General features: G+C 61.6%; 21 protein-coding genes. 13 read left to right on the plus strand and 8 right to left on the minus strand.

Going from position 1 to position 25,480, the window contains the following annotated elements; genetic code table 11:
* Positions 1-434 precede the first annotated feature (434 nt).
* The gene (locus tag ACN6KF_RS31515) at positions 435-1,490 is read left to right on the plus strand and encodes an extracellular solute-binding protein (protein WP_434960823.1); all 1,056 of its coding nucleotides are present in this window, start codon (positions 435-437) and stop codon (positions 1,488-1,490) included.
* 422 nt (positions 1,491-1,912) lie between these two features.
* Here the strand turns inward: ACN6KF_RS31515 and ACN6KF_RS31520 are convergent, their stop codons facing one another.
* Positions 1,913-2,086, minus strand: coding sequence for a hypothetical protein (locus ACN6KF_RS31520; protein WP_434960824.1), 174 nt, complete (start codon positions 2,084-2,086; stop codon positions 1,913-1,915).
* 381 nt (positions 2,087-2,467) lie between these two features.
* Between ACN6KF_RS31520 and ACN6KF_RS31525 the strand changes: the two genes are divergently transcribed.
* On the plus strand, positions 2,468-3,205 hold the full coding sequence (locus tag ACN6KF_RS31525) for an outer membrane protein (protein WP_434960825.1): 738 nt from the start codon (positions 2,468-2,470) through the stop codon (positions 3,203-3,205).
* 151 nt (positions 3,206-3,356) lie between these two features.
* Here the strand turns inward: ACN6KF_RS31525 and ACN6KF_RS31530 are convergent, their stop codons facing one another.
* Positions 3,357-3,575, minus strand: coding sequence for a hypothetical protein (locus ACN6KF_RS31530; RefSeq protein WP_434960826.1), 219 nt, complete (start codon positions 3,573-3,575; stop codon positions 3,357-3,359).
* Between the two features lie 307 nt (positions 3,576-3,882).
* On the opposite strand from ACN6KF_RS31530, the gene ACN6KF_RS31535 reads away from it, so the two are divergent.
* On the plus strand, positions 3,883-4,842 hold the full coding sequence (locus ACN6KF_RS31535) for a glycosyltransferase family 10 domain-containing protein (RefSeq protein ID WP_434960827.1): 960 nt from the start codon (positions 3,883-3,885) through the stop codon (positions 4,840-4,842).
* Positions 4,843-4,891: 49 nt separating this feature from the next.
* Here the strand turns inward: ACN6KF_RS31535 and gntR are convergent, their stop codons facing one another.
* The gene (gene gntR, locus ACN6KF_RS31540; RefSeq protein ID WP_434961355.1) at positions 4,892-5,944 is read right to left on the minus strand and encodes an HTH-type transcriptional regulator GntR; all 1,053 of its coding nucleotides are present in this window, start codon (positions 5,942-5,944) and stop codon (positions 4,892-4,894) included.
* Positions 5,945-6,316: 372 nt separating this feature from the next.
* Between gntR and ACN6KF_RS31545 the strand changes: the two genes are divergently transcribed.
* Positions 6,317-7,666 carry an MFS transporter gene (locus tag ACN6KF_RS31545; RefSeq protein WP_434960828.1) on the plus strand — a complete coding sequence of 450 codons (1,350 nt, stop codon included), beginning with the start codon at positions 6,317-6,319 and terminating at the stop codon, positions 7,664-7,666.
* Positions 7,667-8,065: 399 nt separating this feature from the next.
* A complete protein-coding gene (locus tag ACN6KF_RS31550; protein WP_434960829.1) occupies positions 8,066-8,701 on the plus strand; it encodes a DUF1062 domain-containing protein in 636 nt (211 codons plus the stop codon).
* Positions 8,702-8,798: 97 nt separating this feature from the next.
* On the opposite strand, the gene ACN6KF_RS31555 is transcribed toward ACN6KF_RS31550, so the two are convergent.
* The 3 genes from ACN6KF_RS31555 to ACN6KF_RS31565 all read right to left on the minus strand — a co-directional run bounded on the left by ACN6KF_RS31555 (position 8,799) and on the right by ACN6KF_RS31565 (position 11,739).
* The gene (locus tag ACN6KF_RS31555; RefSeq protein ID WP_434960830.1) at positions 8,799-10,316 is read right to left on the minus strand and encodes a sodium:solute symporter family protein; all 1,518 of its coding nucleotides are present in this window, start codon (positions 10,314-10,316) and stop codon (positions 8,799-8,801) included.
* A 4-nt stretch (positions 10,317-10,320) separates the two neighbouring features.
* Positions 10,321-10,527, minus strand: coding sequence for a hypothetical protein (locus tag ACN6KF_RS31560; RefSeq protein ID WP_434960831.1), 207 nt, complete (start codon positions 10,525-10,527; stop codon positions 10,321-10,323).
* A 114-nt stretch (positions 10,528-10,641) separates the two neighbouring features.
* Positions 10,642-11,739, minus strand: a complete 1,098-nt coding sequence (locus ACN6KF_RS31565) for a class II histone deacetylase (protein ID WP_434960832.1) — start codon at positions 11,737-11,739, stop codon at positions 10,642-10,644.
* Between the two features lie 160 nt (positions 11,740-11,899).
* On the opposite strand from ACN6KF_RS31565, the gene ACN6KF_RS31570 reads away from it, so the two are divergent.
* A complete protein-coding gene (locus ACN6KF_RS31570) occupies positions 11,900-12,880 on the plus strand; it encodes a helix-turn-helix transcriptional regulator (RefSeq protein ID WP_434960833.1) in 981 nt (326 codons plus the stop codon).
* Positions 12,881-12,900: 20 nt separating this feature from the next.
* Here the strand turns inward: ACN6KF_RS31570 and ACN6KF_RS31575 are convergent, their stop codons facing one another.
* Positions 12,901-13,173, minus strand: coding sequence for a bifunctional hydroxymethylpyrimidine kinase/phosphomethylpyrimidine kinase (locus ACN6KF_RS31575; protein ID WP_434960834.1), 273 nt, complete (start codon positions 13,171-13,173; stop codon positions 12,901-12,903).
* A 786-nt stretch (positions 13,174-13,959) separates the two neighbouring features.
* Between ACN6KF_RS31575 and ACN6KF_RS31580 the strand changes: the two genes are divergently transcribed.
* The 4 genes from ACN6KF_RS31580 (at position 13,960) to ACN6KF_RS31595 (ending at position 18,243) form a co-directional block, all read left to right on the plus strand.
* On the plus strand, positions 13,960-14,235 hold the full coding sequence (locus ACN6KF_RS31580; protein ID WP_434960835.1) for a ubiquitin family protein: 276 nt from the start codon (positions 13,960-13,962) through the stop codon (positions 14,233-14,235).
* 116 nt (positions 14,236-14,351) lie between these two features.
* Complete coding sequence (otsB, locus tag ACN6KF_RS31585) at positions 14,352-15,143, plus strand: trehalose-phosphatase (protein ID WP_434960836.1); 792 nt, start codon at positions 14,352-14,354, stop codon at positions 15,141-15,143.
* A gap of 32 nt (positions 15,144-15,175) precedes the next feature.
* Positions 15,176-16,594: an alpha,alpha-trehalose-phosphate synthase (UDP-forming) gene (otsA, locus tag ACN6KF_RS31590; RefSeq protein WP_434960837.1), complete on the plus strand. Its 1,419-nt coding sequence runs from the start codon at positions 15,176-15,178 to the stop codon at positions 16,592-16,594.
* A gap of 365 nt (positions 16,595-16,959) precedes the next feature.
* Positions 16,960-18,243, plus strand: a complete 1,284-nt coding sequence (locus ACN6KF_RS31595) for an NAD(P)/FAD-dependent oxidoreductase (protein WP_434960838.1) — start codon at positions 16,960-16,962, stop codon at positions 18,241-18,243.
* Positions 18,244-18,324: 81 nt separating this feature from the next.
* Here ACN6KF_RS31595 and ACN6KF_RS31600 read toward each other — a convergent pair whose 3' ends face one another.
* Positions 18,325-19,224: a LysR family transcriptional regulator gene (locus tag ACN6KF_RS31600; protein WP_434960839.1), complete on the minus strand. Its 900-nt coding sequence runs from the start codon at positions 19,222-19,224 to the stop codon at positions 18,325-18,327.
* Positions 19,225-19,464: 240 nt separating this feature from the next.
* Between ACN6KF_RS31600 and hglS the strand changes: the two genes are divergently transcribed.
* From hglS to amaB, 3 genes are read left to right on the plus strand one after another with little or no spacing between them, the layout of a single operon-like run.
* Positions 19,465-20,883 carry a 2-oxoadipate dioxygenase/decarboxylase HglS gene (gene hglS, locus ACN6KF_RS31605; RefSeq protein WP_434960840.1) on the plus strand — a complete coding sequence of 473 codons (1,419 nt, stop codon included), beginning with the start codon at positions 19,465-19,467 and terminating at the stop codon, positions 20,881-20,883.
* A 14-nt stretch (positions 20,884-20,897) separates the two neighbouring features.
* Entirely contained in the window at positions 20,898-23,906 is a 3,009-nt protein-coding gene (locus ACN6KF_RS31610) for an FAD-binding and (Fe-S)-binding domain-containing protein (RefSeq protein ID WP_434960841.1), read from the plus strand.
* Positions 23,903-25,480, plus strand: coding sequence for an L-piperidine-6-carboxylate dehydrogenase (gene amaB / locus ACN6KF_RS31615; RefSeq protein WP_434960842.1), 1,578 nt, complete (start codon positions 23,903-23,905; stop codon positions 25,478-25,480). The genes ACN6KF_RS31610 and amaB overlap by 4 nt, the downstream gene beginning before the upstream one ends.

The raw sequence follows: 25,480 nt of genomic DNA on the forward strand, positions 1-25,480 counted from the left end.
AGATATCAATTTAACAAATTAATTCAAAAATTTGTTTCATATAATCAATTTCTGATTGGAATGGCGGGGAGGGGCTTTGTTCTCCCACACGGTCCGCGCTTGTCGCCAAGGCCTTTTTGGAAAGAGCATAACCTGGGGGCACTGGGCATTTTGATATTGAGCCTCGTGCCGGGCTGGCCGCGATACCAGTTGCTGAGGCGTTTGAGCTTGCCGTGTCTGGGCAAACGTGACGCGGCGCACGGCCCGCTTACCTCTCGGATTTGGGGACCCAATAGACCGTCGAGTTTGTAGCCGATCCATCTACGCTGCTCTGGCTTGACCCAAAACGATCTGGCTGCACGCGGGGCCTGCGTCAAATAGGTCAGACTATATCTTCACAGTCATGCGCCGAGCCTCTGGACTGTTCGAGGCCCTCACGGCAGATAGATCGATGAATGTGTTGGAGGGAATCCCCTGTGTATTTGAAATGGTCCATCCCCAGATCGGTGCTGATGCTTCTTGCCATGACGGGCGTCGCTCATGCCGAAGGCGAGCTCAACATCTATAATTGGGGCAACTATACCAACCCCAAGCTCATCAAGAAATTCGAGGAGCAATACAAGGTCAAGGTCACCATCACCGACTATGATTCCAACGATACGGCCCTTGCCAAGGCGCGACAGGGTGGTTCAGGTTTCGATATCGTCGTGCCCTCGCAGACTTATCTGCCGATCTGGATCAAGGAAGGATTGCTGCTCGAAACCAATCCCGGCCAGATGGAGAATTTCAAGAACGTCACTCCGGAATGGGCAGATCCTGGTTTCGATCCCGGCCGCAGATATTCCGTGCCGTGGGCATGGGGTACGATTGGCGTCGTCGTCAATACCGAGGCGTATAAGGGCGATATCAACACCTGGGATATCATCTTCAAGACGCCGGACGAGCTGAAGGGCAAGGTCAACGTCGTTCCGGAGATGAAGGACGTCATTACGGCCGCCATCCGCTACGTCGGCGGCGAGCAGTGCACCGGCGACAAGCAGGTATTGAAGAAAGCGCGTGACCTTCTGACGGCCGCCAAGCCGAACTGGATCGCCATGGAATACAATGCCATCGAAAAGATGGGGGCAGGCGACTTCAAGGCCTCGTTGACCTGGAACGGGGCGGCCCTGCGCACGCGCCTGGCGCATCCCCAGATCCATTACGGTTATCCCAAGGAAGGCTTCACGTACTGGTCCGACAATGTGGCGGTGCTGAAAGAAGCAAAGAATGTCGACAACGCCAGGCTGTTCCAGAATTTCATGATGGATCCTGAGAACGCTGCACTGAACTCCACCTTCCATCATTACGCGAATGGCATCGCAGGCTCGGAAAAATACATGCCAGCCGAGATGAGGGACGCTCCTGAGATTGTCGTTCCCGCCGATGCCAAGGCCCATGGCACCGTGGCGCTGATGTGCCCGCCGGAGGTCGACGTGCTTTACAAGAAGATCTGGACCGAGCTTCGCAAGTAAGCACTCCAATCACGGGCGGTGTCTTTGACACCGCCATCATCACATTGAATTTCCAAGGCGTTGCGCCTTGGAAAAGAGATATGTCCAATGAGGAGAGGTATGACCGTTTCAGCGGAGCTCTACAGGGAATTAATTCGCATAACATATCTTATGGAACATAATCCCATGCCTCCGGCCGGGCCAAGGGGCATTTTCGACAGGTGGTCGGTGCCAAAGTCAATGTGCCGTGCATCCCTCAAGCCGGTCCGGGCGTTCGAGATCGGGGCGCATCTAATCGGATGGCCTTATCAGCACGAAGCTCGCAGTTGCGGCAGCAGAGATGTGAGTGCCATATTTGCCATACCGCCTCAGGCGCGCATCTGCTTGCTTGTAAATAGCGAGCGGAGACACGCTCTATGACGAGGATCGTCAAAAATGCGCGATCAGGTGTTGCCCAACATTGACAGGGCATTATCGGTGGACAATTCCTTGACCGAGAAGGACAGCACCTTGGGTGCTTCATAAGGGGCTCGGGCGACGAGAATGCCCGTCTTCTTGATAGTGGCCACGGGAGCGGCGCTCCCGGCATCGAGTTTCTTCGCAGCAGTGGCGGCCATCTCATACCTCATCATATATCGCAGCAGGCGGATGCCATTTGAACGTATAATCAATATTAATTAGGTATCGGATTAGAATCTGTCAATCGATATGGCTGTTCGAAGCGACGATTATGAATGATCAGAGTGTATCTTGGTTAGACAATTCGAGAAATCCAAGCGCGCGGTGGATATTAAGCATAGAAAGGAGGTAAAATTTGACCGACAGTGCTGATAATTGTTGCAATTTCGCCACATATAATTCCGATAATGCGATATATTCCCTAAGGTAATTTATATTCTTTTGACTCGAAAACGCGACGTCCCCATAGCTTCTGAAATAGGAAAGTTTCAGCGCCAGCCGCTGGATTTTCGGTGAACACATGTGGGAGAGAACAATTTATGTTCAAGGCAGTTTTCGTACCGACCGTGATGGTCGCAGCCTTGGTTGCCGGCGGCGCTGACGCTGCCGACCTCGCACCGCGACCGGTCGAACCCGTCGCTCCCGTCTATACGCCCTATGACTGGTCCGGTCCCTATATCGGCCTGCATGCGGGCTATGGCTGGGGCCGCGAGAACGACAATTATTCCGAGAACGGCCCGCTCCTGCCCCCTACCCCGGCCCAGACCCAGTCGGTTGCTGATCATTTCAATATGAATGGCTTCGTGGGCGGCGCTCATGCCGGTTACAACTACCAGATCAACCAATTCGTGATCGGTGGCGAGGTGGATATCGACTACGCCGATCTCAAGGGCAGCCATCGCTACAGCTATTATGGTGGAGGCTGGAGCGGCCGTCTGCAGATGAAGAGCGAGTGGCAGGGCTCGGCCCGGCTGCGCGCCGGCTACGCTCTCGACAACATCCTGCTCTACGCCACGGGTGGTATCGCCTTCGCCAACGGCAAGCTGTCGGATTCCGGCCAGTATTTCGGCACCGCCTACGGCACCAGCGACACCAACACCCATATCGGGTGGACCATTGGTGCCGGCGCCGAATATGCCTTCACCCAGAATTGGATCGGCCGCTTGGAAGTGCGCTACACTGATTTCCAGAAAAAGCGCTATGTCGTGACGGACCCGAGCGTCAAGGCCGGCTGGAATCAGACCACCGTCAATCTCGGCATCAGCTACAAGTTCTGATACTCATCAGCCAGAATGCAAACAAGGCCCGGCGATATGCCGGGCTTTTATTTCTGCCCCCTGCAGCCAGATCGTGAGAATAGCGGCAGGGGGCGGCAACACTCTGCAAAACGCTCTCCTTACCACCTCCCCTTTGAACGCCATAAGGGCCCTATTTGGTAAGAACCTCCTGAAACTGCTCCTCCAATTTGGCAACTCGATCGACGAGATTGATCGTGCCGTGGACGTGAGTTTCCAAGATGGAGACGATCAGAGAGTTGAGAGAAAGGCCCTTGAGCTTCGACTGTCCTTCGAGGAGCTTTCGCAGTTCGGGATCCATGCGAAGCCCAAATGGGCTGATTTGCCGTTTCGGGACGATGTACTTAGGCATGTATCCTCCTCATTCTTGGAAGAACCTTACCGGGGCCCCGAAACAGATCGAGTCACCAATTAGACTTAACGCAACGGCACCCTGGCGAACCCCACGATGGTTCCAAGCTCTTCAGGCGAGGCGAGTGCCCGTCCTTCCTTTGGATAGACGCGCCTTGATCGCCTAAGCCCCAATCGATCAATCATAATGCAAGCACCATCACAAAGGATGTTCAAAACTTACGTAGCGTAATATAAAAACGTATTGAAAAAACAAATATATTTTCTTATATTAAGAGGCTGGTTCAAGAAAGTGGCCATATCCCAGCATGCTGATCCTTTTTCACGATACCCTATGGGGAGCGCCGCTCGATTTGCCCGGGCCTGTTGAGGGAATCGAGTTCTCGACGGATCGTACCCTTTTTAGCGCTGCCGACGCAGTCGTCTTCCATCTGCCCGAATGGCGGTTCAAGCGGACGCCGACCGCCGGGGCGGGCGAGACGCTGCCAGAAAAGCGCCCAAGACAGCTTTGGGTCGCTTGGTCCATGGAGTGCGAGCAACACTATCCATTCATGTCCGACCCCAATTTCATGGCGGCCTTCGATCTCACGATGACTTATCGACGAACCGCAGACGTCACGTTGAATTACGCGAACCCTCATGGTGACATCGCCGCCATGCATGAAAGCTTTCGTCGGCCGCCGTCGCATTACAAAAAAAAAGACGCGCTCGTAGCTTCCTTTATTTCCAGCCGGTTCGATCAAAGTGGCAGATCTGGCTATCTCCAGGACTTAGCCCAGTACCTAGCAATTGATTCCTATGGCCGGTTTATGCGGAATCGCGTCCTTGATCCTGATCTTGGACGTATGAGCAAACTGAAGACGATTGCCGACTACAAATTCACCATTGCATTTGAGAATGCCTGCGCCGAGGACTACGTCACCGAAAAATTCTTCGACCCACTTTGGGCGGGATCCGTTCCGGTCTATCTCGGCGCACCTAATATCGAGGAATTTGCTCCGGGAGATCGGTGTTATATTGATGCCAGTTTGTATCCTGACCCGCAGTCCCTGGCAAAATACCTCTTGGAATTGGCGTCGGACGACCAAGCATATAACGCCTTTTTCAAATGGAAAACGAAGCCGTTCCGCAAGACTTTCGAGGATCTACTGACAGACTATACGACGCACTGGTCACAGCGCCTCAGTAAATGTGTAAAGGAGCACCTCATTTCTCGAATCAAATACGATTCGCCGATCGAAATAGATGCGACTGGGTTCTCGGAATAGCAATGACACGAGGAACTGGAGCCGAGGCGGATCGAGGTGCCGGCAACCATCAGGCCGGAGCCGTTATGCTCATATGGCGCGCCGTGCTCTCCCGCGTGACCAACTCGTAACCCAGATCGATCAGCCGCGGCTCGATATGCTTTCCGCCAATCCTGTCGATCAACATCCTCATGGCTTTCCTTCCCATCTCTTCTCGGTGGGTTCTGACGCTGGTGAGACCGGGATTCGCGACAGCCATGATGTCCAGATCGTTGAAACCGCAAATGCCGAATTGCTGGGGGACGGCAATACGGCGACGCTGAGCTTCGAAAAGCACGCCGACCGCAAGGTCGTCATTGTTGCAGAACACGGCATCGGCGTCGGGCGCTCGCGCCAGCAATTCGGACATCAACTCGCAACCCAGCGACACGGTGGATGGCCTGGGGGTCGTGACGATGAGCTTTTCATCGAGCAAGCCGGCTTCGTCCAGCGCTTGGATGAAACCTTGAAGGCGCCTCTGCGTGCGCGGATCCATGCGCGCACCCAGAAAAGCGATCCGCCGGTATCCGCGTTCCACCAGATGCCTCGTGGCAGCGAATGCGGCGCGATGGTGCGAAAACCCGACCATCATATCGACAGGGTCGTGGCCGACCTCCATGATCTGGACGATCGGGCACTCGGCCTGCAGGAGCTGCGCACGGGCCGCCTCCGATTGATCGATGCCGGCCACGACCAGGCCGGCCGGGCGCTGGCTGAGGAACACCCGGAGCAGCCTTTCCTCTTCGATAAGGGAATAGCGGGTATTGCCCAACTGTACCCGGAAGGCGGTAGCCTCTGCCTCGGCATAGACCCCACGCATCACATCCGCGAAAACATTGTTGGTCACTGACGGAATCAGTACGCCGATGACATTCGTCCGAGCCGAAGCCAGCGCGCTCGCTGCAGGATCGGGCACATATCCCAGATCGTCGACGATTTGCTGAATGCGTTGCCTGAGCTCATGCGAAACGGATTGCGGATTGCGAAGGGCGCGCGACACGGTGATAGCGCTAACTTCCGCAGCCTCGGCAATCTCGACCAATGTTATGCGTTTCTTCCCTGAACGTTTCTTGGGTCTTTTCATGTCGAAGGCCCGTCGCTGTTTTTTCGATGCAAAGATAGACCTTGCAAAATGATTGCGCAATCACTAAGGAGTTCGACCAAAGTTGAACGGGAGGAAAATGTGGCAGGACCGGCATATAGGCTGGTTATGAGCCTCTTTGATGCCGGTCGGCAATTCTTGCGCGCCGGGAAGTGTGATCACCTTTCAATACTCGTCTAGACACCCCGCCTTTCTCCAAGAAGGCAGGCGAATTTACGCTGACTTCATCTCCAGGACTTGGATCCTGCTCTCGGCTCGCCACCTGTGCGAACCGCTCTCGAAATGAACTGCGGCCATTCGGAAAGGTCGTGACGAACGCCACGAACAAACGCCTACGGGAGGAGGAACCCGATCATGCATACGACACCCGCTAGTTCACCCGCGCGGGGTGGCAGTCAGAAAGCGCCTCCTGGCGCCTCTCGCACCCGCTATATCATCCTGACATTGTGTTTCGCGGGCCTGGTCATCAACTATCTCGACCGGGCCAATATGAGCGTGGCGCTGCCCTATATCGATGCGGATCTCGGCCTCAATCTTACTAATACCCAGAAGGGACTGATCCTTGGCGCCTTCTTCTGGGCTTATGACGGGATGATGCTGATCGCGGGCTGGTTCACCGACAAGGTCGGCTCGCGCCGGGCCTTTACCATCGCGGCGATCTGGTGGTCGATCTTCACGGCGCTCACCCCCCTCGCCCGCAGCTTCTGGGGCTTCTTCGCCTTCCGCTTTGCACTGGGCGCCGGCGAGGCGCCGGCCTATCCGGCGGCAACCAAGGCAGCTTCTCGCTGGTTTCCGGTGGGCGAGCGTGCCTTCTCCACCGCAGTGATCGATTCCGGCTCGCGGGTCGGCACGGTGCTCTCATTGCCCATCGTCACCAGCCTTCTCGTCGTAGCGACCTGGCATTATTCCTTCGTGATCCTCGGCATGGCCGGCATCGTCTGGGCGCTTGTATGGTATTGGTACTATCGCGATCCCGTCGATCATCCCGATGCCAACGACCTCGAGCGTCAATACATCGCCGACAATGGCGGACGCACCGAGGCCAATGACGACAGCGAAGCCACCAAGATCCGCTGGTCGCAATTGTTCGGCTACCGTACGGTCTGGGGCATGATGCTCGGCTTCTTCTGCCTCAACTTCGTGATCTACTTTTTCCTCACCTGGTTCCCCGACTATCTCAAGAACGCCCGCGGCCTCAATCTGAAGGAACTGGGCACCCTCGGCATGCTGCCGGGTCTTGCCGCGGTGGTGACGGCCTGGATCGCCGGTGCCTATGCCGATCGCCTGATCCGTGGCGGCGCCAACGTTACCACGGTGCGCAAGGTCGTGATGGTCGGCGGCCTTTTGGGCGGGGCCGCTATCCTGCCCGCCGCCTTCGCCTCCTCCATCTATCTGGCCCTGTTCTTCCTGGCGATCTCCTATTCCAGCCTGGCGATCGCCGCGACCGGGATCTGGTCCCTGCCCGCCGACGTGGCGCCAAGCTCGCGCCATGTCGCCTCGATCGGAGGCATCCAGAACTTTGCCTCCAACATTGCCGGCATCATCAGCCCCTTCATGTTCGGCTTCCTGCTCGACATGTTCCATGGCGATTATACGCCCGCCTTCGCCCTGGCGGCCGGCTTCGCCGTGCTCGGCGCCTTTTCCTACGCCTTCATCGTCGGTAAGGCGGAACCTCTGCCTCTGCCGGAGAATGCAGGCCGCTGATTGGCGGGCTCCCCGGCAATCGGACTTCGTCACAGCCGCCGCGCATCTTCGGATTGCGCGGCGGTTTCTCTTTGCAGTTTCATCACCGGCCAGATTGCCAGGACGCCCCTGGCCGGCTAAGCAATCCGCCAGCAAGCGTTGGGGCGCCGAGGTTCGATTTTGCCTAAGTAAATACCGGTCTCTTCCTTTCCATCCCATCGCCTGGGCGGCCAGCCGGCAGCCCGGCGGGTAATTGTGTTCACCGGGTGGTGGTCCGAGACCGGTCTGGCTTGTCCGAATGTGCCATGCACACAGGCCGCTGCCCCAGCTCCCTCCCCAGCGAACATCGCCATACCGTGCCCGTAACGGGCCTCTCCGATCGCCATCTCGTTGGACTTCCTTACGGAAGACCGAGACGGTATGTGCAATCTTCTCACGGTCCGCTGGACCGTCACGCCCCGAAGCCCCCCTGAACCCTGGCTGGCCTGCACCGGATGCGGCATCGCCCGCCCCTTCCGTTGCAGCGGCAAGACAAGGCTCAACGCCAGTGGCCGACGGCTCGATGCCTGGCTGATCTATAAATGCCCGGTTTGCGACAAGAGCTGGAACAGGCCGCTGTTCGAGCGCCGGCCCGTGCAGGATATTCCTCCGGATATGCTCGCCGCGTTGCAGACGAACGACCCGATTTGGATTCGTCGCCAGGCTTTCGATCTCGCAGCCTTGCGCTCACACGCCTTCCATATCGAGGAATGCGCCGAGGTCGACGTCACCAAGCGAGTGCTCGACCGGCCGGATGGCTGGTCCATCCTGCATGTCGAACTCAGTGTCGACCTGCCAGCGGGAATTCGCCTGGACCGCCTCCTGGCGCGCGAACTCGGCCTGTCGCGAGCAAGGCTGCAATCGCTCCACCGCCAGGAACGGTTGCGCCTGGAACCCGGCCGTTCCGACGCCCTGCGCAAGCGCGTGGCAGATGGCGCCTCAATCATGCTCAACCTTGCCGATGAGGCGGACCAAACGATGATCGGCGATGCGGCCTCGGGACATTCAAGGCCGTAGATAGCTGACGCCTTCATGGCGGCGGAGCCGCGTCTGCCCGGGGCTCGGCACGAGGCCCCCACGCCGGAAACTTGCGGCGCGGGGGTACTGCATACCATCAGATAGGCCGCGGCTGCGCTTTGCCGGCCGGCAGATCATCGCCCGCCTCTTCCGCCGCGCCATCAAACAACCGGCCGATGCGCCGGCGCTCGGCCTCATTCTGTGGCAATGCGTAGGACAGCGCGACATAGACCAGCGTGTTGACAATGAGGCCAACCACCCCCGAGGTCATCCCCGCCAAGGCTGGAATGGACACGGGGTAGAGGAACTGCAGCACCACGGCCACCGCGAAACCGGCGACCATACCGCTGGCGGCACCCGCCGCGTTGCCTCGGCGCCAGAAGATGCCGAGATAGAGCGCCGGCGCCAGTTGCACGATGCCTTGATAGGAGGCGAGCGCCAGAGTGAGCAGGCCGGCAGTGACATTGGCGGTCGCCACCGCCCCGGCCACCGCCAGCAAGGTAGCGATGACGATGGTGATGCGCGCGGTACGGGTGTTGGTGGCCTCATCCGCGCCGCCGACATGGATGATATCCTGGGCGGTATGGGTGCCGACCGCAGCGGTGATGGCGTTCACATTACCCACCGTGGCGGCGAACACGGCCACGCCCGCCAGCGCCAGGACGAACGGCCCGCCATGCCCGGCCGCCAGGAACCAGACATTGTCCGGTGCCTTCGCCACCTCCGGAAGCTGGGAGGCCAGCATACTCATGGTCAGCATGATGGCGAGGAACACGAACATGAACGGCGCCGCCTTGAGGGCGGAATTGCGCACCGCCTGGGCACTCCTGGCCGTGAACAGGCGCACGAAGATATCGGGCCAGCACCACGAGCCCATCGCGCCGGTGAACACCAGCGAGAAATAGTAGAGCGGGCCGAGATCGCTGTGCAGGCCCGGCAGGCTGGCAAAGCTCTCCGGCAGGCCGGCAAAGCCCAGGCCCTGCGACATCAGCCAGACGATCAGGCCGAGCGCCACCAGCCCGCCGACGCCATAGGCGAAGATGCCCTGGATCATGTCCGAGATCACGATGCCGCGCATGCCCAGCCGCACCGTCCAGATCTGCCGGACGGCCAGTACCGCGATGCCGACGAATACCGCCGTCGTCGGCGCAACGGCACCGAAGGACAGATAGGAGAAGACGAGGCCAAGCGACTGGAAGGCGAGTACCAGCCAGGGAAAGGCCGAGATCACGCCGATCACGGCGGCAATCACGCGCACGCTGGTGGAATTGTAGCGCATGCCGACGAAATCGGCCTGGGTGCGCAGGTTGAACGCCTTGCCCCAGTCGAACACGCGCTGCGCCATCAGGAACATGAACAGCACCGCCAGCAGCGAATAGGAGATCACATAGTAGCCGATCACCCCGGCTGAGGCGGAAAGCCCAGCGAAGGCGATGAAGATCGTCCCGGGCAGCCAGGTGTTGAGGAAGGCCATGGTCTGGAACCATGACCCGAAGGAGCGGCCGGCCACCGCATAGTCGGTGAAGTCCCGGCCCTGCTGGCGGGTGCGCTCCAGCACCACGACGACGCCGATGAAGAACAGGGCCAGCAGCCCATAACCGATCAGGAAGTCCATGGCCCTATTCCTCTTCCCGGTCCGGGCTCGCCCGATGCAGATAGGTGAGGCTGACGACCAGGAACAGGCCGCTGCCCATGAAGAAGAACATCGCCATGCCAAGACTGCCGCGCGCCATCGCCAGATGGATCGGCGGAAACAGCATGATGATCAGGTTGAGCCACAGCAAAAGGCGGCGGACACGGCCAAAGTCAGACGCTTGCCTCTCCATTTCGTCCTCCCATCTCGATATTCTCCTGCTGGGTGGGCGGCGCGCCGTCGAAGCCCTTCGCTGGGCTTCCGCACGCACCATTCTTGTTGTTCTTCACGTCGCGGCCAATAGGCGTCACAGGCCGCAAGCCTGTATCACCGCATCGACCAGGGCCTTCTGGTGCGGCTGCAGATCCTGTCCGGGCAAGTCCTTCCAGAAGGCCTGATAGGGATCCTGGACGCCCGTCTCGACGCCGCTGAGCGTCTCAACCACGGCCAAGCCGCAGAAAGGCACGTAGAAGGGCGAATAGCCGCCCTCATGGCTGATCATCAACCGCCCCCCGCAGATCGAAGCGGCGAGATCCATCAGGCGACGGGTCATAAGGCGATAGGAGCCGGAAACCAGCATCATGCGGCCGAGCGGATCGGCATTGGATGAATCGAAGCCGCTCGCCACCATAATGACATCGGGCTTGAAGCGGGCAATTGCCGGCAATACCACCCGGTCGAAGGCATCGAGATAGGCCCCCTCACCCGAGCCCGCCGGCAGCGGGATGTTGATCGCCGAGCCCTTGCCGGCACCGACACCACAATCGGCAACCTTGCCTGTATCGGGCGGGAAATTGCCATCCTGGTGCAGGGAGATGGTGAGGATGTCGGGATCGGCTTCGAAACAGGCCTCGGTCCCGTTGCCGTGATGCACGTCCCAGTCGACCACCGCCACGCGCTCGATACCGAGCTTGGCACGTGCATGGGCGATCGCCACGGCGACATTGGCGAACATGCAAAAGCCCATGCCCTTCTCCGGGCGAGCGTGGTGGCCGGGGGGGCGCACCAGCGCATAGGCATTGGCGACCTCGCCCTGCACCACCGCCCGCAACGCACTGATGGTACCGCCGGCAGCCAGACAGGCGAGGTCCACGCCGGCAAAGCCGAAGGGCGAAACGCCGTCGCCCATGTCGCCGCCGCGGATGTCGGCACTGAGCGCCTTCATCTTGTCGAGATGTTCGCTCGTATGGACACGCAGAATGTCCTCGTCGCTAGCCTTGGTGATCTCGATGCGTTTCAGGGCCTTGGCGATGCCGGAGACCTCCACCAGGGAGGCGAAACGGGCCTTTGATTCCGGCGACTCGACATGCTGCAGGGGCTGGATGAATTCGCCCTTCAGGAACCCGGCCGCCGTGCCGGTGTCGTGCCAGCCAAAACGCTCATGCCACACCCATCCCGTGGTCATCGCAGTTCTCCCTCATCTGCATGTTTTCCGGCAGGCTAGCGCATGCAAACAAGGCGGGAATGGTGCAGATGCACTATTGGCGGCGGGCACCAACCTTGTGACGAACACCGTCCACGGTTAACATGACAAAAATACAACCCTCCATCCGGGGTCGGTGCATGTGACTTCCAAACTGTCCATGTTCTCGCAATTCGTGGTCGATCTTCATCAAGCCGGCCGGCGCGCCGACAAGGATGCGGATTTTGACGTGGCGGCCCACGCCCTCGAGCTGTTGCGCCCCCTGCTCGGTTTCGACTGTGCCTGGTATGGCTGGGCTCGCTTCGTGGACGACCGCACCACTGTGCCCGCCTCCTCCACGCTTGGCCTGCCGGACGGTTTTGCCCCGTTCTGGTCGACGATGGCCAGCCAGGATCTGGTCGCCACGGCCTTGCGCCGGGACCGCGGCAAGGTCTGCATCTATGACCGTGGGCAGCCCCGGCAGACCGACGAGATGGCCGAACTGTCGGAGCGCTATGGCATCCGCAAATGGGCCTCCGCCATGCATAATCGGCCGGGGCGCGCGACCACCTTCTTCGTCTCGGTCTATCGCACCCGGTGCCATGACCCGCATTGGGACGGGGAGGACCTGCAGCTTCTGCAATGCGCGGTAGATCACTTGTTCCTGGCGCTGCAGGCCGCGTTCGAGCGTCGCAGTGCGGACGGGCCGGGCGAGCGGGCGACACTGGCGGTCGACGAAGCCGGCTTCGCCCATCTTGGCCTGGATCAGTCCCATAGTTTCCTCAGAACCATCTGGCCCGGCTGGAACGGCGATCGCCTGCCCCGGCCTCTCAGGCAAGCGGCTCTGCATCCCGGCATCCATCTGTTCGAGCGCGAGGGTGTGGCGGTGAGCTGTCGCGAGGATCGCGGAGCAGGCCGGCAGTCGAGCCTGATCAGGCTGGAACTCTCGCTGCTATCCAAGCTCGACCGGCTCTCGCCGCGCGAGCGCGAAGTGGCGCACCTGCTCGCCAGCGGGGCAACCCACAAGCAGGCGGCGCAGATGCTGGGCAGCGCACCGGCCACCATCCGCAACCAGACCCAGGCCATCTACGACAAGCTGGGCATCCGTTCGCGGGCGGAACTTGCCAGCGCCGTGCGGCGCTGAGCACGTAATGGCCGACTTTATCAGCCACCGCCTGCCGGCAATTCCTCGCGCCACAAGGCGTGAAAATGATGGACGGGGCCGCGGCCGCGCCCGACCGTCAACCGACCGGACGCCTTCAGTGCCTCAGTAAGATAAAGCCCGGCCTCCTCCACCACTTTTACCAGGGGAAGCGAGGGCAGGAGCGCAGCGATCGCCGCCGACAGTGTACAGCCGGTGCCGCGCAGATTGCCGGGCGCGACACGCGGCGCCGCATGCTCGGTGATGCCGCCTCGGTCTGGATCTGCCGGGAGCAATCCTCGCCACTGCCGGCATCATCGCCGCGAGCCTCGGCTTGATCGCCAGCGGCGAACAGGCCTCGCCGTCCTCGCCTTCATCAATGGCGCGACCTCCTACGGATTGGTGCTTCTGCCCGGCCAAATCCTGCTTGCAATCGGCCTCTCCCTGATCTTCTCGGGCTCGGCCGTGCTCGCTACCACCCATGTGCCCGAGCACCAGGCCGGTCTTGCCGGTGGCGTCATGAGCACCGCCACGGAACTTGGACCGACCCATCGGTCTGGCCGCGCTGATGTCGGTTGCCGCAGGGCAATCGGATGTGGTCGCCGGCTATGCCACGGCATTTGCCGCCGCTGCCCTCGTCTGTGTCATTGCGGCTATGGGTCGAATGGCCCTGGTGAGGGGCGGCTGCAATCTCCAGTCCGCGCGGGGTACCGGATGAAGCGCAGGCGGCCGCCGTGCTTTCGCGCAAACCACCCACCCAAAACGCCCAGACCATGCGGTCTAAAATCCGATTCGACAGATAAGAGGTATAATTAAACCTTGAAATTTCGTGCGACCTGGATCTGCATGTAGCACATTGTTTCAACGACGGTATCGGAGGCAGGATCGAGCAAGTTGACCAAACGGCACTTTCCCTTTGTTTGCCAAGATGATGTGAGGGATTCTGAGCCACGTTTCCCCTTTCAGGAAGTGCACCTGAAGGATATCCTGGTTGCGTCAGGCTTTTTCGTGCGCCATGTATCGGCGCTGTTGCATCTCGATATTCGGAGGTATCTCAATACACCCTCCGAGGGGCACCATGAATGTCCTGCGCATTCGTGGCTGGAGAGGGGGAGAAGATGCCGGTTTTGCCGGAACCCATGACCGTGGCGGATCTTATCGATCTGCTGCGCGAGCAGAACCCGGAAGCTCTGGTCACCATTGGCAATCCCAACACCGGGCCCGATTGTGCCGGTGCCCTCTTCAGCGGCTTTGTCCGGCCTCAAGGCAAGTCTTTTCGACACATGCCGTGGAGCCAGGTTCAGCATGAGGGATATCTGCCGGCCGTCGTGCTGGAGCGCCATGTGCGACGGAAATGAACTTGGCGTCTTGGCCCGCGGATGATGGCGATATGCCTGCGTGCCACTCCCGCCCAGGCTTTTGTCGATGGCTTTTTTGCTTGCCCTGCCCGCGCTCCGCGCCTACCTAAAGGGCCATGTATGAGGATAGAAACAGTCAGGACAGCCCTGGCAATTCGCCCTCGGCTGGCGAGACGGTCTTTGCGTCAGCCTTATCTGAGCCCGACAAATGGGCGGTTTTCCTGGATATCGATGGCACGCTGATCGATCTTGCCGCGACGCCGCTGTCGATTACCGTTCCCCCGACGCTGCCCGATGACCTCTGGGCTCTTTCACAGCATCTGGGGGGTGCCATGGCTCTGGTCACCGGCCGGAACATCGTGCTCGCCGACGAATTATTTGGCCCCCATCTTTTTCCCATCGCGGGCTTGCATGGTGCCGAACGGCGTGATGCTTCCGGCGCGGTGGACAGCCTCACCGTCCCTTCGGCTTTCGAGCAGCTCAAGCGCGACATCGCCGACGAGGCTGGAGCGTGGTCTGGCGTCGTGGTCGAAGACAAGGGCGCGGCATTGGGGGTGCATTACCGCCTGGCTCCCGAGCGCAAGGCCGATGTCGAGGCATTGATGTCACGCTTCGCCCCAACCATGCCCGACTGGTCGCTTCAGCACGGCAAGATGGTGGTCGAGTTGCGCCCTGCGCGTGCAAGCAAGGGCAAGGCGTTGGAAGCCTTCCTGCAGGAAGCACCTTTCAAGGGCAGAGTTCCCCTGGCGATCGGCGACGATCTCACCGACGAGGCCATGTTCGAGACGGTCAACAGCCTCGGCGGCCAATCGATCCGTATCGGATCGGCAGGGACCCAAACGCGCGCTCGCGCGTTGATATCATCGCCAACGGCTTTGCGGGCCTTGATCGCCCGCGTTGCGGCCTAATCCGATTCCGTCATCAATATTCGAAAGTTCCCATGGGTCGACTTGTCGTCATTTCCAATCGAGTTCCCGTTCCCGCGCGCAGCGGTGAAGCACCCGCCGGTGGTCTGGCGGTTGCCCTGAACGCCGCCCTGCAGGAGCGCGGGGGCATCTGGTTCGGATGGTCCGGAAAATCCAGTCCCGGCGTCGAGCCCCCTCCCCCCAGATTCCAGCAGCAGGGCAATATTTCCTATGTGCTGACCGATCTGACCGAGACCGACGTGGAAGAATATTATCACGGCTTCGCCAATCGGGTGCTCTGGCCGATCTGCCACTACCGGCTCGACCTTGCCGAATATGGCCGCAAGGAAATGGCGGGTTATTTTCGCGTCAACCGCCTGTTCGCCCATCGCCTGGCTCCGCTGATCAAGCCGGACGACATCCTATGGGTGCATGACTACCACCTGATCCCCCTCGCCTTTGAATTGCGGCAGATGGGTATAAAGAACACCATCGGCTTCTTCCTGCATATCCCTTGGCCTCCTTCGGATGTGATCGCCGCCATGCCGATGCATGAGGAAATCATCCGGGGCCTGTCCCACTACGATCTCATCGGCTTTCAGACCGACTACGATCTCGACAACTTCGCCGGCTACCTCGCCCGGGAAGGCATCGCCAGGGATCTCGGGGAAGGCCGGTTCGAATATCACGGGCTGCATTTCAAGGCCGCCGTGCATGGCATCGGCATCGAGACCAAGTCCTTTGCCCAGATGGCGCAGGTCGCTATCGGCAACAGCGCTGTCCGCAAGGCGCGCCAGAGTGTCGAAAGCCGCGACCTCATCATCGGCGTCGACAGGCTCGATTATTCCAAGGGCCTGACCCAGCGCATCGATGCCTTTGAGCGCTTCCTGCGCGCCTATCCGGGCTATCACAACAAGGTCACCTATCTGCAGATCACGCCGAAATCCCGCTCCGAGGTGCCGGAATATGAGACGATGCAGAAAATGGTGGCCGAGGAGGCCGGGCGGGTGAACGGGGCCATGGGCACGCTCGACTGGGTCCCCATCCGCTATGTGAATCGCTCGATCGGCCGTCATATCCTGGCGGGTCTTTACCGGATCGCCAGGGTCGGACTGGTCACGCCTCTGCGCGATGGCATGAACCTGGTCGCCAAGGAATTCATCGCCGCCCAGGACCCCGACAATCCCGGCGTGCTCGTTCTATCGCGCTTCGCCGGCGCCGCGCGCGAGCTCAATGGCGCAGTGCTGGTCAACCCCTACGATACCGAAGGGACGGCCAACGCGATTGCCCGCGCGTTGAGCATGTCGCTGCAGGAGCGGCGCGAACGCTGGCAGAACATGATGAATTTCCTGCTCGTGCATGACGTGTCGCACTGGTGCGACGCCTTCCTCGATGACCTAGCGCAAAACAAGCAGGTACTGCAAGCGTCGGTCTCGGCAAAGGCCAGTGCCTGAACGAGCCCAGGAAACCGAAGCTTCAATAAAAATATAGGACTTTCAGATAAGATTAGGATTCTTATATAAAATATTGAATTTCATGATTTATTTTGGTCAAGAGAGCGGAGGGGGCGGCGATGTTCCCTTCCCGTCTGGATGACAGCGGCGTCCTTCGTTCGGCAGCTTCGGCGCGCGGATACGCCGTACCGCGCCAGGCGTTTTCGATGCGCAGATCATTCCAAACCGGAATGCCCTCTTGCCCATTCATGGATATCGGAGCCAGACAGGAAGCGATAAGGCTAGCCCGCATGCCTACGGCGAATGATGTCGCCTGCATCGGGCATCTGGGCAAAACAACCGCGTCCCTTTGGCGAGATCCTACCGTGCTGAATGATCCGCGCTCCCACGGCCTCTGGGAAAAGACCGCTCCCCGTGCGCCGCAAACCGAACCGCTCCGCCAATCCGTTATCGCCGACGTCGCCGTCATCGGCGGCGGCTATACGGGGCTGTCGGCCGCCCTGCATCTGGCACAGGCCGGCGCATGCGTGCATCTGCTGGAGGCCGTCGAGATCGGTTTTGGCGGCTCCGGCCGCAATGTTGGCCTGATCAATGCCGGCATGTGGGTCATGCCGCAGGACCTGCCCGGGGAACTGGGCCCGGTCCATGGCGAGCGTCTGCTGGAGATGCTCGGCGACGCGCCGGCCGTGGTCAAGGACCTGATCGCCCGTCACGACATCGCCTGCGAGCTCAGGACGAATGGCACCCTGCATTGCGCCGTCGGCCACAAGGGACTGCAGGAAATCGAAGAGCGCGCCCGCCAATGGCACAAGCGGGGGGCTCCGGTCGAACTTCTCGATGCCGAGGAGACCGCAAGGCGGGTGGGTACGATCGCCTATGCCGGCTCCCTTCTCGACAGGAGGGCCGGTACGCTCCAGCCCTTGGCCTATGCCAGGGGCCTCGCTGATGCGGTGCTGCGTCAGGGTGGCCACATCCATACGGGCAGCCCCGTCACCAATGTCGAGCATCGCGACGGCCGCTGGCTGGTGACGACCCCGCAGGGCCAGGTCACCGCAGCCTGGATCGTGGTCGGGACCGATGCCTACGGCCAGGGACCCTGGGAAAAGGTGCGCAAAGAGCAGGTGCATCTGCCCTATTTCAATCTGGCTACGGCTCCCCTCGCCCCGGAACTGCGCAAGCAGATCCTGCCGGGTGGCGAAGGCGTCTGGGATACTCGCACCGTGCTCTCCTCCTTCCGCATGGATCAATCCGGGCGGCTGGTCTTCGGCAGCGTGGGCGCTCTCAGCGGGGCCGGTGCCGCCGTCCACAAGAACTGGGCCAGGCGCGCCTTGCGGAAACTGTTCCCGGCCATCGAGCAGGTTGAATTCGAACATGAGTGGTTCGGCAAGATCGGCATGACCGGCAATGCTCTGCCCCGTTTCCACAGCTACGGGCCGCAGGCCGTCGGCTTTTCTGGCTATAATGGCCGCGGCATCGCACCCGGCACCGTCTTCGGCCGGGCGCTTGCGGACCACATCCTTGGCACGATGAGCGAAGCCGAACTGCCTCTGGCGAGGACCGAACTCACGCCAGCCGCCTTCAGGTCCTGGAAGGAAGCCGGCTACGAGGTGGGTGCCCGGCTCGTTCATATGATCGATAAACGACTCTGAATAGAAACTATAAATGATATATATATCAATGAATTATATATCATTTATGATCTAGTATATTATCAAATGAACGACGATCACCTAGTCGTCCTCGACCGAGACCTGTGTGCGAAGCCATTGCCGGAAGGCCAGCAAGGGCGGGTGCATGGCGCGATCGGCTGGCCAGACCAGGTAATAGGCCTCCGCGCTCACCATCGGCAGATCGAGAGCGCGAACCAGCCGACCGGCTTCCAATTCCTCGATGATGAGGAATTCGGGCAGCAAGGCAACTCCGAGCCCGGCGATCGCAGCCTGCGCTGCCGTGGCGAACTGATCGAACAGCATGCCCCGCACCGATTGGGCCGGCGCGCCATGCAGGGCGAACCAGCGTTCCCAGGCATCGGGCCTGGTGGTCAGATGCAGCAGCGAGGCATTGCGGAGATCGGCAGCGGACTTGAACCCGAGTTGGTCGCGCAGGACCGGGTTGCAGGCAGGCACCACGGTCTCGGAACGGATCTTCTCCATTTCACCGCCAGGCCAATCCGGGCTGCCGAAATGGACGGCGGCATCAACAGGATCCTGCCGGAAATCGAAATAGGACAAGCGCGTCACCAGATTGATGGTGATGCCGGGGTTGTGCGTCAGGAACTGCGGCAGCCGTGGTGCCAGCCAGCGCGTGCCGAAGGTCGGCAGGATCGCCAGGGTGAGCGTTCCCCCCAGCGGGTTGGCGCGAAGCATCAGCGAGGCGGTGCTGATCTTACGCAGGGCATCGCGGATCTCGCGAGCATAGGCTTCGCCGCCCGGTGTGACGCTGATGGTTTGTTTTTCGCGATGGAACAGCTCGACTTCGAGTTGTTCCTCCAGAAGCTTGATCTGACGGCTGACGGCGCTTTGCGTCAGGTTGAGTTCCTTGGCCGCAGCGGTGACGCTTCCCGTGCGCGCCGCCGCCTCGAAGGCGCAAAGCAGGGAGATCGAGGGCAGGAAACGTCGCGGACCCTGCATCGCTTCACCCTCGGACCCGCATGGACCGCCCCAGAGATCGAGCGATCGATGGTCTCTTCCAACAGCGATATTGTTTCATCATTCCCCCAGCTTGGCTGACGGCCATGTTCATTCCCAACCGGTATGAGTTGTTGAGATAACATTGCTATTCAACCCGTGTCCATTGGCGCATGAGTTCCGGCAACATGACGATTGCGAATGAGATCTTCGCCCAATCGAGTCGCAGTGGGAGCCCGGGACATGGCCAATCAGACCTTCTTGCATCCAGACGAGATCCGCACCCTGTTCTCGACGGCCATGTCGCAGATGTACCGGACCGAAGTGCCGCAATATGGCACGCTGATGGAGCTGGTCGCCGACGTCAACGATACCACCCTTGCCGACGATGGCGAGCTGCGGGAGACGCTGACGCGCAATGATGAACTGGCCCGCTTGAGCGTCGAGCGCCATGGCGCCATCCGCCTCGGCACGGCGGAGGAATTGTTCAACATTCGCCGCGTCTTTGCCGTGATGGGGATGTTCCCGGTGGGCTATTACGACCTTTCCGTTGCCGGCGTCCCGGTTCATTCGACCGCCTTCCGTCCGATCGACGATGCCTGCCTGCGCAGCAATCCCTTCCGTGTCTTCACCTCGCTGCTGCGGCTGGAATTGATCGAGGACGAGGCCCTGCGCCGCGAGGCGACATGCATCCTGGCGGCGCGGCGCATCTTCACGTCACGGGCACTGGAACTGGTCGACCTATTCGAAACCAACGGCGGCCTGACGCCTGGCGAGGCGCAGGAATTCGTCGAGGAGGCGCTCGAAACCTTTCGCTGGCATTCCAAGGCCACGGTCTCGCTCGGCACCTATGACAAGTTGCACGATGCCCACCGCCTGATCGCGGACGTCGTCAGCTTCAAGGGGCCGCATATCAACCATCTGACGCCGCGCACCCTCGATATCGACGCCGTGCAGGTCGCCATGCCCGCGCGCGGCATCATTCCCAAGGCCGTCATCGAGGGGCCTCCCCCGCGCAAATGCGCCATCCTGCTGCGCCAAACCAGCTTCAAGGCGCTCGAAGAGACGATCGAGTTCCTCGCCGAGGACAATGATGGCCGTGAGGGCACGCACACCGCCCGTTTCGGCGAAATCGAGCAGCGCGGCATCGCGCTCACCCCGAAGGGGCGTCGGCTCTATGACACGCTGCTGTCGGGCGTGCGCGCCGATGTCCGCGTCGGCCAAGGCGGCGCCAATGCCGGCGACTATCAGTCGGAACTTGCCGAACGCTTTCGTGCTTTTCCTGATGAATGGTCCGAGCTGCGCGCCCTGGGCCTGGCCTATTTCCGCTATTCGGCGACCGAGCAAGGCCTTGCCGCTCGGCAGGACAAGCGGCTTCCCGCAAGCGTCGACGAGTTGGTCCAGGCCGGCTTCCTGCGCTTCGATCCGATCGTCTACGAGGACTTCCTGCCGGTCAGTGCCGCCGGCATCTTCCAGTCGAACCTCGGCACCGACGAACAGCAGAATTATGGCGAGCGCTCCAACCGTATCGAGTTCGAAGGCGCCCTCGGCGCACCCGTCCAGGACGAGCTCGCCCTCTATGCCGCCACCGAAAAGCGATCGCTGGATCTGGCCCTCGCACAGCTCGGCGATCCCCATTTGGCGATGATGGCCATCGCGTAAGGATCGGCGCGGCCATGAATATGAGAGTGCAGGTCGAGGAGAAGGCCGTCCCCCCGGGGCTCGATGCCTTCCTGTCCGCGCTGGTGCCCGCCGGCTATGCCGGCGACATTGCGCGCGATCGCGCCACTCGCATCGTTCATGCCACCGACAACAGCATCTACCAGGTCGAGCCGGCTGCGGTGCTGTTTGCCCGCGACGGCGAGGATGTCGCCCGCGTCGTCCGGCTGGCGGCCGATCACGGCATTCCGCTCTCGCCGCGTGGCGGCGGCACCGGCACCAACGGCCAGTCGCTGACGCGCGGGGTGCTGGTCGACACCTCCCGTTACATGAACCGCATCCTCGAGCTCGACCTCGAACGTCAGATGGTGACGGTCGAGCCAGGCGTGGTGCTCAACCAGCTCAACGACTATCTCCAGCCTTACGGCTTGTTCTTCCCGCCCACCGTTTCCACCGCCTCGCGCGCCACCCTGGGGGGTATGGTCGCCACCGATGCCTCCGGCAAGGGCTCGCGTATCTATGGCAAGACCTCCGACTATATCGAGGCGATGGAGATCGTTCTCGCCAATGGCGAGACCTTCCAGGTCGAGACGATGCCGGTTGCCGAAGCGCGCGAGCTGGCGCGGCGGGAAGATGCCGCCGGCCGCATTCATCGGGAAGTCTTGCGGGTCGTCGACGAAAACGCCGAACTGATCGCGTCGATCTTTCCGGAGATGAACCGGGGCCTGACGGGCTACAATCTCAAACATGTGCTCGGCGAGGACGGCAGCTTCCGCCTGCCCTATCTGCTGGCCGGGTCGGAAGGCACCCTCGCCTTCACCACCCGCCTGACCTTGCGGTTGCGCAGGCGCCCGGCTTGCCGTGCGCTGGTGCCCGTGCGCTACGCCACTTTCCAGGCGGCCCTCGTCGACGTCCAGCGCCTGCTGCAGGCTGAGCCGGCCGCGATCGAAATTCTCGACGACACCATCCTTTCGCTCGCCAGGCAGGATGTGGTGTGGGGAGAGATCGAGAGCGTTCTGGGAAGCGATGACGACAGGCCGGTGGGTGGGCTGAACTTCGTAGAGTTCGTCGGCGAGACGCAGGACGAAGTCGATGCGGCTCTGGCCCTCTTGTCGAACCTGCTCGCAGCGCAGCCCGGCACGGTTCTCGACTGGAAAATCGTCACCGACGCCAGGACCATCGCCGGCCTCTGGTCCCTGCGCGAAAAGGCCGTCGGGCTGCTCGGCCGTCTCGGCGGAGGCAAGCAAGGCACGCCTTTCGTCGAGGACACTGCCGTTCCTCCCGAAAGGCTGGCACCCTATGTGGAAGAGTTCCGCGCCATCCTCGATCGGCATGGCCTCGCCTATGGCATGTTTGGCCATGCCGATGTCGGCTGCCTGCATGTCCGCCCGGCCCTCGACATGCGCCTCCCCGAAGATGCCGCGCTGATCCGGCCGGTCAGCGATGCCGTTGCCGCCCTCACCAGGAAATATGGCGGCTTGCTCTGGGGCGAGCATGGCCGCGGCTATCGCGGTGAATATTCTCCCTTCTTCTTCGGGGGCAAGCTCTATGACGAGCTATGCGCTCTCAAGCGGGTGTTCGATCCGCTCAACCTGCTCAATCCCGGCAAGCTCGCCAGTGTCGATGCCACCCTGTATCCGGTCGAACGCATCGATGCCGTGCCGCTGAGGGGCGAGAAGGACCGGGCCATCGCCGCTCCTCTCCAGCGCGATTATGACCGGGCGATCGCCTGCAACGGCAATGGCGCCTGCTTCAACTGGGACAGGCATGATCCGATGTGCCCGTCCTACAAACTTACGCGCGACCGCCGCCATTCCCCCAAGGGGCGGGCCGCGATGCTGCGCGAATGGGCGCGATCGACCGCGACCACCACGGGTGACGCACTGCCAGACACCGCAATCGAGGAACAGCTCAAGGCCTCCCTCGATCTTTGCCTGTCCTGCAAGGCCTGTTCCAGCCAATGCCCGGTCAAGGTCGACATTCCCGCCATGAAATCGCGATTTCTGCATCGCTATTTCAAGCATCGTCGCAGGCCGCTGCGCCACAGGATCGTCGCTGCGATGGAGCCCGGCCTGTCGCTGGCCAGGCGTTTTCCCACAGTGGCCAATCTGGGTTTGCGGCTGATGGCCCTGTCACGCCTGGCGCGTTGGACGCGCCTGGTCGATCTGCCGGCTCTGTCCGTGCCCGTGCCCGCTCCGCGTCTTTCCCGCGCCGATCTCGACTGGCTCGCCGCCGACTCCTGGCATGACGAGATCATCCTGCTCGAAGACAATTTCACGAGTTCGTTCGACGGCCGCGTCGTCGACGCGGTCGCCGGCCTGCTGAGCCGCCTGGGCTATCGCGTGCATCGGGCCGGCCCCACCGCCAATGGCAAGGCGCTGCATGTCCTGGGCATGCTGGATGAATTTGCCAAGGTCGCCGGCACGGCCAGGGCCTATCAAAGCGGTCTGCTGGCAACGGGATTGCCAGTCGTCGGCATTGAGCCCGTCACCGTGTTGATGCGCGACCACGAATATGCCGGCCCGGGACTCGGGGAGCCGCTGCACATCCAGAGCCTCGATGAATTCCTGGCCAAGGCGCTCGAAAGCGGCCGGCTGGGACAGGCTCATCCGGCCTTCACGGCGGCGGCCTATCACCTCTTCCCCCATTGCACGGAGAAGACGGCAAAGCCCGGCACCGGCCAGGCTTGGGCGCGCGTCTTCCATCATTTCGGGCTCGACCTCAAGCTGCCCACGGCCGGCTGCTGCGGCATGGCCGGCCTTTTCGGACATGAAGCCGAGCATGCGCAGATGTCGAAAAACCTGTTCGCGATGAGCTGGGCCCCGCGTCTTGCCGACCTTGATCCCTCGACGGTGCTGGCCACCGGCTTTTCCTGCCGCTGCCAGACCAAGCGCTGCGCCGGCTTTTCTCCGCTCCACCCGGCGCAGGTACTTCTCGCTCATCTCGACAGCCTTCCCCGATCCCCGCAGGACGCAGTTCCGAATTCCCGGCCAATTCCGCATTCCCAGCAAGGAGAACCCCGATGACCGCATCGTCCGCCCAGCGCCACGCCGGCGCCGAACCCAGCACCGCGCCCCTGTCCGTCGCCGCCGACGCCATCGCGCTGCTCGAGCAGGTCGGCGTCAAGGCCAGCCTCTATACCGGCGGCACCCTTGCGGCCCGCTCGCCGATCACGGGCGAGACCCTGGCGGCCGTGAAGGAAACCAGCTCCGAGGAAGCGCTTGCGCGTATCGAGATGGCCCATCGGGCCTTCCGGGCTTGGCGCAACGTGCCAGCCCCCCGCCGTGGCGAGCTCGTCCGCCTGCTCGGCGAGGAATTGCGCGCGCATAAGGCATTGCTCGGCCGGCTGATTTCGATCGAAGTCGGCAAGACCGCCTCCGAAGGCCTGGGCGAAGTCCAGGAGATGATCGACATTTGCGACTTCGCCGTCGGCCTGTCGCGCCAGCTCTACGGCCTCACCATCGCCACTGAACGGGCAGACCATCGCATGATGGAAACCTGGCATCCCCTCGGCGTGACCGGCGTCATCTCGGCCTTCAATTTCCCGGCGGCGGTCTGGTCGTGGAACACGGCGCTTGCCTTGGTCTGCGGCAACGCCGTGGTGTGGAAGCCCTCGGAAAAGACCTTGCTGGTCGCCCTGGCGACCGAAGCGCTCGTCGAGCGTGCCTTGGCGCGTTTCGCGGTCGAGGGTGAAGCGGCCCCCGCCGGCCTGCACGGCGTTCTCTACGGCAATCGTGAGCTCGGCGAACTCCTGGTCGATCATGACAAGGTTCCGCTGGTTTCGGCAACCGGCTCCACCGCCATGGGCCGCGCGGTGGCACCGCGCCTGTCCCAGCGGTTTGCCCGTGCAATCCTGGAGCTCGGCGGCAACAACGCCGCCATCGTCTGCCCGTCCGCCGATCTCGATCTCACCCTGCGCGGCGTCGCCTTCGCGGCCATGGGCACGGCCGGGCAACGCTGCACCAGCCTGCGCCGCCTCTTCGTGCATGACAGCGTCTATGAGGCCCTGGTGCCGCGCCTCAAGCGCGCCTACGCCTCGGTCTCGATCGGCAGTCCGCTGGAAGCAGGCACGCTTATCGGCCCGCTGATCGATGAAGCCGCCTTCAAGGCCATGCAGAAGGCGCTTGTCGCTGCGAAGGAGGCCGGCGGTGCCGTCCACGGTGGCGGACGCGTCGATCTCGGTCTGCCGGACGCCTATTACGTCGCTCCGGCCCTGGTCGAAATGCCGGGACAGGTCGGCCCGGTGCTCGAAGAGACCTTTGCCCCCATCCTCTATGTGATGAAATACAGCGATATCGACACGGTGCTGCAAGCGCATAACGACGTGCCGCAGGGACTGTCATCCTCCATCTTCACCAACGACATGCGCGAGGCGGAGACCTTTCTGTCGGCGCGTGGCTCCGACTGCGGCATCGCCAATGTGAATATCGGCCCCTCCGGTGCCGAGATCGGTGGCGCCTTCGGCGGCGAGAAGGAAACCGGCGGCGGCCGCGAGTCCGGCTCGGACGCCTGGAAGGCCTATATGCGGCGGGCAACCAACACCATCAATTACGGCCGCACGCTGCCGCTGGCCCAGGGCGTGAAGTTCGACGTCGAGTGA

The sequence above is a fragment of the Labrys methylaminiphilus subsp. lupini genome (assembly GCF_051161885.1).
GTDB lineage: Bacteria > Pseudomonadota > Alphaproteobacteria > Rhizobiales > Labraceae > Labrys.